Annotated in this window: 2 protein-coding genes; both read left to right on the top strand. The window is 66.6% G+C overall.

Translation table 11 applies throughout. The features are described 5' to 3' along the window. The coding region (locus tag DBV10_RS22470; protein ID WP_255424867.1) for a SwmB domain-containing protein at positions 1-2,907 on the top strand (2,907 nt) is incomplete at its 5' end. Between the two features lie 90 nt (positions 2,908-2,997). Continuing rightward, positions 2,998-3,741, top strand: a complete 744-nt coding sequence (locus DBV10_RS22465; protein ID WP_124515763.1) for a hypothetical protein — start codon at positions 2,998-3,000, stop codon at positions 3,739-3,741. The last annotated feature ends 2 nt before the right edge of the window (positions 3,742-3,743 follow it).

Here is a 3,743-nt window from a genome sequence, read left to right as displayed (position 1 = left end):
GACGACTGGGACAGCGTGGTCACCGGCGGCAACATTGCCGACCTCACGGGCAACGGCATCACCGTCTCCAATGCGGCGCCCAGCATCCTCTCCTCCACGTACGACGCAGCCACCGGAGTCCTGTCGGTCACGGCAGTCAACATCGTGGGCGGCGACACCATCGACGTGAGCAAGCTGAGCCTGACGGGCCAGGGCGGCAGCTACACCCTCACCACCGCCAACGTCACCGCCAGCAGCTCGACCGCATTTGCGGTGACCCTCAACGCTGCAGACCAACTGGCCATCAACGGCATCCTGAACAAGAACGGCACCAGCGCGGTGGACACCACCACCTTCAACCTGGCAGCTGCCGCCAACTGGGACGCGACCACCACATCGAGTGCCGACCTGACTGGCAACGGCGTGACCGTATCGAACGTTGCGGCCCCCACCATCACCAGCGCCACCTACGATGCCAGCACCCACGTGCTGACCGTCACCGGCACCGGCCTGGTCAAGACCATCGGCGCCACCAACGACATCACCGTCAGCAAACTCACCCTCAGCGGAGAGGGCGCAGCGACCCGCCTCCTGAGCACCACAGGCGATGTGGAAGTGACCTCGGCCACCAGCTTCAGCGTCACCCTCTCGGGCGCAGACATCGCAGCCGTCGAAACCCTGCTCAACAAGAACGGCACCAGCTCCACCAGCGGCAGCACCTACAACCTGGCCGCCGCGGACGACTGGGACAGTGTGGTCACAGGGGGCGACATCGCCGACGCCACCAACGTGCTCACCGTCAGCAACGTCGCAGTACCGGCCATCACATCCGCCACCTACAACGCGAACACCGGAGCGCTCGTTGTCACCGGCACCGGGTTCTCCAGCCTCACGGGCGCCGTCAACGACATCGCGGCCAACAAATTCAGCCTGCAGGGCGAAGGCGGAGCCAGCTACACGCTGACCACCACGGCCAACGTCGAGATCACCTCCGCCACCAGCTTTACCCTGAGCCTGAGCGGGGCGGACAGACTGGGCGCCAACCTCCTCATGAACAAGAACGGCACCAGCTCCACCAGTGCCAACACCTACAACCTCATTGCAGCCGAAGACTGGAACGTGGGAGCCGACGCGGCGGTGGTCATCGCCGACCTCACCGGCAACGGCATCACGGTGAGCAATGTCGTCGCCCCCACCGTCACCAGCGCCACCTACAACGTAGGCACTGGCGTGCTGGTTGTTACCGGTAACAACTTCCTGAGCCTCAGTGGTGCGAACAACGACATCACCGCCAACCGCATCCGCCTGCTGGGGCAAGGCGCGTTCAACTACACACTGACCGACACGTCCAACGTGGACATCACGTCCAACACCAGCTTCACGCTCACCATGAGTGCCAACGACCGTGCGGCACTGGCCCTGCGGATGAACAAGGACGGAACGTCATCCACCGACAGCACGACCTACAACCTGGGCATGCTGGAAGACTGGAACACCGGCGCGGACGTTGCTGTGGTCATTGCCGACCTGTTTGGCAACGGCGTCACCGTCAGCGGCAACGACCCCGACGCCCCCGTGTGGGTCTCGGCCAGCGTCAACACCGCCAGCCTGGTGCTGACCTACACCGACGCCAGCAACCTGGATGCCATCAATCTGCCCCCCACGAGTGCCTTTGCCGTGGTCAGCGGCGGCGCGGCCAACACCGTGACCGGCGTGGCCGTGAACGCCGCAGCCAAGACCGTCACCCTGACCCTGGGCACCCCGGTGGGGTATGGCCAGGCTGTCACCGTCGCCTACACCGACCCCACGGCAGGCAACGACACCAACGCCATCCAGGACGCTGCAGGCAACGACGCCGCCAGCCTGGGCGTGACCACCGTCACCAATACCACCCCCGACACCACCCCCCCCGTGGTGAACACAGCCACCGTCACCGCCAACCAACTGGTGCTGAGCTACACCGAAGCGACCACGCTGGACGCAGTCAACACCGCAGCCAACGGCGCCTTCGCCGTGCTCGCAGGCGGCTCCGCCAATCCCGTCACCGGCATGGCCGTGAACGCCGCCGCCAAGACCGTCACCCTGACCCTCACCTATGCCGTAGGCGCTGGCCAGACCGTCACCGTTGCCTACACCGACCCCACGGCAGGCAACGACGCCAATGCCGTGCAGGACGCGGCAGGCAATGACGCCGTCAGCTTCACGGCCCGGGCCGTGACCAACCTCACCCCTGCAGACCCTGACCCGGTCATCCCCACGCCCACGCCGACCCCCACACCCGGAGTGCCGGACAACGACGGAGTGCCCAACACGGTGGAAGACCAGGCCCCAGGCATCCCAGGCCCCAATGGAGCCATCGTGGCGGGAGACGGCAACGGAGACGGCATCAAGGACAGCGAACAGGCAGGAGTGGCCTCGATAGGTTTCGTGCTCAGCCCCACGGGGCAGAGCAACCCGGGCAGTGCACCGCCCACCTTCACCACGCTGGTGGCCAGCAGCCAAAACGGCAAGGTGGGCAGCGCCAACGACAACGCACGCATCACCAGCCTGGTGCAAAAGGACGCACCGGCCAACCTGCCAGCGGGCATGCAAATGCCGATAGGGCTGGTGAGCTTCACGGTGGCGCTGGGAGTGGGCAAGACGGGAGAGAACTTCAGCCTGTATGTGGACCCGGCACTGGGAGTGAACGGCTACTGGAAACAGGACAGCCACGGGCAATGGGTGAACCTGGCGAGCGAGCCCTATGGAGGCAAGACGGTGATGGAGGGAGGGAAGATGAGGCTGGACTTCCACATCGAGGACGGAGGGCAGTTCGATGCGGACGGGAAGGTGGACGGGATCATCACGGACCCGGGTGCGCCGGGCAAGCTGGCGCTGTCGATCGTGGGGCTGGCGCCGGACATGGGGCACAACCCCTTCTGGTTCTGAGCGGCATCCGCATACCGGCCCTTGGCCCCGCCCCATCCTCGCGGATTTGACAACACGACACGGAAAACACCGATGACAACAAAGACACACATGGCAGCTCCCAAGCACACCCTGAGCAAACTGCTCGCCGCCGCACTCACCCTGGCCCTGGGCAGCCTGCTGGCGGGCTGCGGAGGTGGCGGCGGGGGCAGCGCCTCCGGCCCCACCATCGACCCCGCCCAGCTCAAGGGACGCTGGGTGACTGCCGCAGGCGTGGCACCGGCCACGACCGCCGTGGTGGTGCCTGACGCCAACGGAGCCGCCAACGCCTGGCTGCTGGCCCAGGACGCCAGCCGACTGGTCAAGCTGGTGGTGCGCAGCGACAGCAGCGCCAACGGCAAGACCTATGCCCTGGGGCAAGGCAACGCCACGGGCCAGGCGGTGACAGGCCAGGTCACCACGGCCCTGGCGGCCAGCCCCAAGACCATCGCCTTCACCGGCCTGAACACCGGCACCCTGACCCAGAGCGATGCCCTGTCCACCCCCGCCGTCCAGGCGAACGTGGCAGGCAACTGGAGCGCCACATCGGGCGGCAACGCCCAGACCACGCAGTGGAGCCTCACAGCGGCAGGCGGGCTGACAGGCAGCTCCACCACGGGGTGCACGTACGTGGGCAGCGTGGCGGCGCTGGCCGGCACGGCGGCCTACGGCGTGGGCTTCAGTGAAAGCTGTGCGGACGGTAGCAAGACCACGTTCAGCGGGATTGGCACGCTCAACGCGGCGAAGAGCGGGCTGACGGTGGTGGTGACGAGTGCGGATGAGTCTCGCGGGGCTGCCGTCTTCTTGGCGAAGTAGGC

Source organism: Acidovorax sp. FJL06, assembly GCF_003852545.1.
Taxonomy (GTDB): domain Bacteria; phylum Pseudomonadota; class Gammaproteobacteria; order Burkholderiales; family Burkholderiaceae_C; genus Acidovorax.
Note: the sequence above shows the minus strand (reverse complement) of the source record. Positions and strands in the feature narration are given on the sequence as shown.

Excerpts from the sequence above, each read along its gene's own strand:
- DBV10_RS22465 (WP_124515763.1), top strand. The coding sequence starts at position 2,998 with ATGGCAGCTCCCAAGCACACCCTGAGCAAACTGCTCGCCGCCGCACTC.